This is a genomic window from Nitrococcus sp., assembly GCF_059432795.1.
The window spans coordinates 1-6,418 of sequence record NZ_JBXWZQ010000192.1 but is presented as its reverse complement, the minus strand read 5'-3'; the positions used below and the strand labels follow the sequence as shown (position 1 = coordinate 6,418).

Below are 6,418 nucleotides of genomic sequence, written 5' to 3'. Positions count from 1 at the left end.
GGAAAAACGCCTCAAGGCGCTCGCGGCGGCGCTGCGGCGTGTCGAATCAGGGGTTGTCTACGAAAGTCGGCGCCCCGAGCGGTGCGAATGGACCCACGTGCCCTCGGCAATGCGATATCCGCAATGGCTGACGCCTTTCGCACGGCTTGTGCGCAATTACGGCATTCCGAGGTATGGGGAGATCGACCCGACCTGGCTGTTCATGGCCACGTTCGTAGCCATGTACGGGATGATGTTCGGCGACGTAGGCCATGGGCTGGTTATCGCCGCCGCCGGCCTGCTCTTTCGCGCGCGGTTGCGCGGATACGCCGTTTTCGTCGTCGCGTCCGGACTCGCTTCGGCTGCGTTCGGCTTAGTCTACGGCAGCGTATTCGGCTACGAAGATATATTGCCTGCGCTCTGGCACTCGCCGCTATCGGCACCGATGAGTCTGCTGAAAATTGCGATGGCGGTTGGGGTGATATTTATTATCGCCGCCACGGTGGTCACCGTACGCAACCAGCTGGTACGAGGTCTGTGGCGCGAGGCACTGTTCGACGGCACAGGAGTCGCCGGGCTGGCGTTTTATGCGATGGTGATAGCTCTTGCCTATCAGGCTTTCACCGAAGCGTTGCCCCATCCGCTTTGGCTATCGAGCGCGTTGTTCCCGCTTGCCGGCATCGTTGGATACCAGTGGCTAAAGAGTTCGGGGCCGTTTGCCGAGCGCGTGCTGGTCACACTGATACAGACCTACGAGGCCATTATCGGCTATTTGGTCAATACGCTTTCGTTTTTACGCCTTGCGGCCTTCGCGCTCAATCATGCGGCTCTGGTCCTGGCTGTGTTCACGCTGGCAAAGATGGTTGCGGGAAGCGGTAGCGTCCTGGTGGTCGTTCTCGGCAATCTCGTCATTCTGACCCTTGAGGGCGGCATCGTCGCCATCCAGGCGATGCGCCTCGAATACTACGAGGGATTCTCGCGGTTCTTCAACGGCGACGGCCATTCTTACCAGCCGTTGATATTCCATCCGAGCGGCCGTGCTCAGGCATGAACCCGGAGAGCCTCGCACGCGCGCTGAGCGCGTGCGAGGGCGGCGATTCCGTGAGCCCACAGTCGGGACAGGGACAAGAGATCTTTGACGCGCTCTGAGCGAGCCGCTTTCGCCCACCGCCACAAGGAACTGGTACATGTATTGGATCATCGCAATTATGTCGTTACTCCTCCTGACCACCCTCGGTGCAGGCAGCTATCTGCAGCTCTATCCGCAGCGGCGCCTCAGTCGCGGTTGGCGCAGTGCCATCTTGGTCAACCTGGCCGGTTTTCTGATCGCCGAGGCGGCGTTGCTGTTACTGACCGCTGACAGCGCGCTTGCGCAGGCCAAAGGTGGCGGTGGCGGCGAGGGGGGGCGATCACGCTCGGCATGGGCCTCGCCGTTCTCGGTGCGGGCCTTCCCACTGGGTTGGCGACCATCGGCGCCGGTATCGCGATCGGCCCGGTTGGCGCGGCGGCAATGGCAACGATAGCCGAGCGTCCGGAGGCCTTCGGCCGTACCTTGGTCTATCTTGGCTTGGCCGAGGGAATCGCCATCTATGGGTTGGTCATCAGCATCATGCTGCTCGCCCGTATCTGATCGATGCCGGATAAGACGCGGATCATCGCCATGGGCTCTGCCTTGTTGATGGAAGGCTTCGCCTTGGTGGGCGTGGAGACTTGGCCCGATGCGGAACCAGCCGACGTGCGGGCGCTGATCGACGAGTTGCTGCGCGAGCGCGAGCCGGCGGTGATCTTGCTCGAATCCGAGCTGATGCACGAGGCCGGAGCGGCACAAGCGGGCGTCGGTAGCGGCAGCGAGCACATCATCATCGCGGAGATTCCCTCGCTGCAAGCAGCGCAGGGAGAGCGCCCGGCGGTCGAGAGGCTTATCAGGGAAATGCTCGGCCCCGGGGCGTTGACGAGGGACGAGTCATGAGCGAGGCGGAAACCGTTCAGGCGCTGGAGCGCTCGTTGCGAGAGCGGGCGGAGAAGCTCGCAGAGGAATGCCTCGCCGTTGCGCGGGAGAAGCGTTCGCGTATTCGTCAGGAGCAAAGCGAGCGGTTGCGCGAGCGGGAACGCAAGGAGGAGCAACGCGCGGGCGATGAAGCCGAACGTCGTCGCCGGCGCCGGGTGGAAGCGGTTCGTCATGAGCAGCACGGTGCTCTGGAACAACGCCGCTGGCAGGCCATTCAAGAGGTGATAGCAGAGATGCGAGGCGAGTTCGCTGCCATCGCCGACGATGAATCCCGCTATTTGGAGCAGATGAGACAGCTGCTTGCTGCAGGCGCCGGAGCGCTGCCCGACGGCCCCCTGATCCTGCAGGTGAATGCCCGCGACCGTGAGCGGCTCATGGCGAACTGGGATGCGCTCGTCGGCGAGGCGATGCGCGGCCGTCAGATCTCGCTTTCCGATGAGGCAGCCGAATGCACCGGAGGCGTTGTCGTCTACACCGAGGACAACCGGACCCGGCTCGATAATACCTTCGAGGGGCGGTTGGAGCGCCACGCCGGTAGCGTCGCGCGCCTCATCGACGAAGCGCTCTTCGCAGAGACAGCAGAGGCCGAAAGAGAACCGTCATGGGAAGGATCTTAGAGATCAACGGGCCTCTGGTCACGGCGCAGATGCCCGATGCGGCCAACGGGGAACAGATGGTCCTGGGACCGCTTTCGCTGACCGGGGAGGCGGTCGGACGCGACGGCGACCGGGCGATCATTCAGGTCTACGAAGCAACCGACGGGCTGCGCCCGGGGGACGAGGTGACCGCCTTGCGCCGTCCGCTGTCGGTCGAGCTCGGCCCCGGGCTGCTCGGCGGGCTGTTCGACGGCGTACAAAGGCCGCTATGGCGACTGGTGGAGACGAGCGTACGCATGCAGCGGGGCGAGGCCCCAGCGGCGCTGGATCGGGACCAGTCATGGAATTTCGAACCGCGGGAGGATCTCGAGCCGGGCGCCCGCATCGAGGGCGGCCAGATATTAGGGGAGGTGCAGGAGACCGAGACGATTCGCCATCGCATCCTTGTTCCGCCGCAACTGAGCGGCGAGCTCGTGGCGCTCTCGTCCCAGGGCGAGCATCGAATCGAGGACGGCGTTGCGCGAGTGCGCGATGACCGCGGCGAAGAGCACGAGCTGAATTTATTCCAGCGCTGGCCGGTACGCCAGCCCCGCCCTTATCGGCGACGCGAGGGTGCGATCGCTCCGCTGATCACCGGTCAGCGGGTACTGGATTGTTTCTTTCCCGTACTCAAAGGCGGCCGCGCTGCCATCCCGGGCCCCTTCGGTGCCGGCAAGACCGTGCTCGAGCAGCAGATCGCGCGCTGGGCGGCGGCGGACATCGTCGTTTATGTCGGCTGCGGTGAGCGCGGCAACGAAGTGGTGGAGATGCTGGACAGCTTTCCCGAGCTGACCGACCCCTACAGCGGTTATCCCATAATGCAGCGCACCGTGCTGGTCGCCAACACGTCGAATATGCCGGTGGTGGCGCGCGAAGCCTGTATCCATATGGGGGTTACCATCGCCGAATATTTTCGGGATCAGGGACTCGACGTGGTGTTGCTCGCCGATTCCACGAGCCGCTGGGCGGAGGCGTTGCGAGAGGTCTCCGGGCGGCTCGGGCAGATGCCGGTGCAGGAGGGCTACCCTGCCTACCTCGCTTCTCGGCTGGCGGCCTTCTATGAGCGAGCAGGCAAGGTGCAGGCCCTGTGCGGCGAATCCGGATCCGTTACGTTAATCGGTTCGGTCTCGCCACCGGGCGGCGATTTTTCCGAGCCCGTTACCGGGCACAGCAAAGATTTCGTTCCGGTTTTCTGGGCGCTCTCCAAGGAGCTTTCGGACGCGCGTCACTACCCGGCGGTCTCCTGGACCGAGAGCTTTTCCGGCAATGTCGATAAAGCCGGCCAATGGTGGGCGCAGGAGGTGGACGAACGCTGGGCCGAGCACCGTCGTCAGGCGCTGGTCTTGCTCGCCACGGCAGAGGAGTTGGAACGCGTCGTCGGTCTGGTGGGCCCCGAGGCACTTTCCGAGGCGCAACGCTGGTCGCTTTCTTGCGCTGTTTTGCTCAAGGACGCCGTGCTTCAGCAGGATGCCCTGCACGAGAAGGACAGTTTTGCCTCGCCACGCAAACAATTCGTGCTCCTGGACCTCGTGCTCGCGCTTTATGAGCGCGGCAATGCGCTGCTGGAGCGGGAAGTCCCGGTCGAACGGCTTCTGGAGCTGGATATATTGAACGAGGCGCGACGTTGGAAAGAGCAGTTCAGCAGCGACGAGGTCGATGGGCTCGCCCAGCGCGCGGACGAGGTCGCGCGCGCTTTCGATCAGCTCGGCGAAGCCGAGGGCCAGGGCGAGCAGAACGAGCAAGACATGCAGGGCGAACAAGCCAAAGCGGACGAGCAGGAGGGGCAGGGGGCATGAGTGCCCAGGAGTATCGGCGCGCTACCGCGGCACACAGCGCTCTGCTTTTCATGAGCGGTGTGCCCGCGGTGGCCTATGGGGATCAGGTGATCATCAAACAAGCGCAGGGGCCGCAACGCCACGGGCAGGTGATCCGAGCCTCGGATACGCTGACACTGGTGCAGGTTTTCGAAGGAACCGATGGGCTCGCCTTGGAGCAGACTTGGGTGCAATTCCTCGACCGCCCTCAGGCGCTGGCGGTATCGCCTGCGCTGTTGGGCCGCCGCTTCAGTGGCGCGGGGGAGCCGCGCGATGGCCGTCCGCCCGTGCTCTCGAGAGAACATCGAGACGTCAATAGTACGCCGATCAACCCGGCCGCTCGGGCCTTTCCCCATGAATTCATTCAGACCGGCGTCTCGGTTATCGACGGCCTGAATTCCGTGGTGCGGGGTCAGAAACTGCCCATTTTCAGTGGCGCGGGCCTGCCACACAGCAGGCTGGCGGCGCAAATTGTGCGCCAAGCCAGGCTCCCCGAGGAAGCTTCGCGCTTCGCCGTCGTCTTCGCCACCATGGGCATCTCCTATGACGAGGCGCGTTTTTTCGAGGACGATCTGGCCGAGAGCGGTGTGCAGGGGCGGGTCGTGATGTTTACCAACCTGGCCGACGATCCTTCCATCGAGCGCTTGTTGGTGCCGCGAATGGCGTTGACGGCTGCCGAATATCTCGCATTCGATCTGGATCTGCATGTGCTCGTCGTGATGACCGACATGACGCGTTACGCCGAAGCGCTGCGGGAAGTGGGCACCGCCCGTGGCGATGTGCCGACACGCAAAGGCTACCCCGGGTACCTGTACTCCGATTTGGCCTCGCTGTATGAGCGCGCGGGTAGGATCCGCGATCAGGCCGGCTCCATTACGCTGATGCCGATATTGAGCATGCCCTCCGACGATATCACTCACCCGATTCCGGATCTTACCGGCTACATCACCGACGGCCAGATCGTGCTCTCGCGAGCGCTCAACGCCCAAGGTGCCTATCCGCCCGTCGACGTGCCCCCGAGCCTGTCGCGGCTGATGAAAGACGGCATCGGCGAGGGCCGCACGCGAGAGGATCATCGTCGGCTGGCGACCCAGCTCTATACGAGCTATGCCCAAGCCCTGAAAGTAAGAAACCTGGCCTCTATCATCGGTCATGAGGACCTCTCCAAGAGCGATCGGCAACTTCTGAAGTTTGCCGAGCGCTTCGAACAGCGTTTCGTGAGCCAGGGCGAGCATGAGGAACGCGCCATCGGCCGCACGCTCGATATCGCCTGGGAGGTTCTGTCCGTTCTCCCCGATGAGCAGCTCAGCCGCCTGTCCACGGAGGATTTGCAGCGCCACGGACGCCGAACGTCCACCGAGGAGGACACATCGGAGCCCGCCAGTTCGCCGCCGGATGACTCCGAGGCTCGGGAACCGGCAGAGGATTCCGCAAAAGAGGCGCAACATGGCCAACGGGCTTGATGTCCCGCCCACGAAAAGCGCGTTGCTGCAGCTGCAAAGACAGGTTGGCTTCCTGAGCCAGGGCCACGACCTTCTGGAGCGCAAGCAGGAGCTGCTCATTCGCCTCATCAATAAACAGTTGCAACGCTACCAGCAGCTGCGTGAGGAGGCGGAGGCGATTCTCCGGCAGGCACGCCATTCGCTCGTGCTGACCTATCTGCGCACGGGCCAGCGCATTTTGCACTATGGGGTCGTGGGGCGTGGCTCCGGCATCGACATACAACTGCGCTCGCGCTCGGAAGCGGGTGTCCGATACCCTGTTGCCAAGATCCGCCGGCGGACCCTAAAGCCGGTCAGTCTGTTCGGGACCGAACCGAGCCTCGACGAGAGCCGCGAGCACATGGCCAAACTGGTCGAAACCCTGGCCGTATTGGGAGAGTCCGAAACCGCTCTGCGGCGCCTGCTGCGTGAGCACCGCCGGATCCAGAGGCGAGTCAATGCGTTGAAGCACAACATCATTCCCCAGTATCAGCGGCGCGT

At 63.6% G+C, this 6,418-nt stretch carries 8 protein-coding genes; all 8 read left to right on the top strand.

Annotation, left to right across the window (positions count from 1 at the left end):
• Positions 1 to 1,030: V-type ATPase 116kDa subunit family protein (locus tag AC52Q4_RS13215; RefSeq protein WP_495537262.1), on the top strand; the 1,030-nt coding region annotated here is incomplete at its 5' end.
• Between the two features lie 136 nt (positions 1,031 to 1,166).
• The gene (locus AC52Q4_RS13210; protein WP_495537264.1) at positions 1,167 to 1,502 is read left to right on the top strand and encodes a hypothetical protein; all 336 of its coding nucleotides are present in this window, start codon (positions 1,167 to 1,169) and stop codon (positions 1,500 to 1,502) included.
• Positions 1,439 to 1,609 (top strand): ATP synthase subunit C, encoded by a 171-nt coding sequence (locus tag AC52Q4_RS13205; RefSeq protein WP_495537263.1) that lies wholly within the window; start codon positions 1,439 to 1,441, stop codon positions 1,607 to 1,609. Before AC52Q4_RS13210 ends, AC52Q4_RS13205 begins: the two co-directional genes overlap by 64 nt.
• A gap of 3 nt (positions 1,610 to 1,612) precedes the next feature.
• Positions 1,613 to 1,948: a V-type ATP synthase subunit F gene (locus AC52Q4_RS13200; RefSeq protein ID WP_495537261.1), complete on the top strand. Its 336-nt coding sequence runs from the start codon at positions 1,613 to 1,615 to the stop codon at positions 1,946 to 1,948.
• Entirely contained in the window at positions 1,945 to 2,604 is a 660-nt protein-coding gene (locus tag AC52Q4_RS13195) for a V-type ATP synthase subunit E (RefSeq protein WP_495537260.1), read from the top strand. The genes AC52Q4_RS13200 and AC52Q4_RS13195 overlap by 4 nt, the downstream gene beginning before the upstream one ends.
• On the top strand, positions 2,589 to 4,418 hold the full coding sequence (locus AC52Q4_RS13190) for a V-type ATP synthase subunit A (protein WP_495537259.1): 1,830 nt from the start codon (positions 2,589 to 2,591) through the stop codon (positions 4,416 to 4,418). Before AC52Q4_RS13195 ends, AC52Q4_RS13190 begins: the two co-directional genes overlap by 16 nt.
• Positions 4,415 to 5,899 (top strand): V-type ATP synthase subunit B, encoded by a 1,485-nt coding sequence (locus AC52Q4_RS13185; RefSeq protein ID WP_495537258.1) that lies wholly within the window; start codon positions 4,415 to 4,417, stop codon positions 5,897 to 5,899. Before AC52Q4_RS13190 ends, AC52Q4_RS13185 begins: the two co-directional genes overlap by 4 nt.
• Positions 5,883 to 6,418 (top strand): V-type ATP synthase subunit D (locus AC52Q4_RS13180; RefSeq protein WP_495537257.1); only part of this gene is annotated, 536 nt, incomplete at its 3' end. The genes AC52Q4_RS13185 and AC52Q4_RS13180, both read left to right, overlap by 17 nt.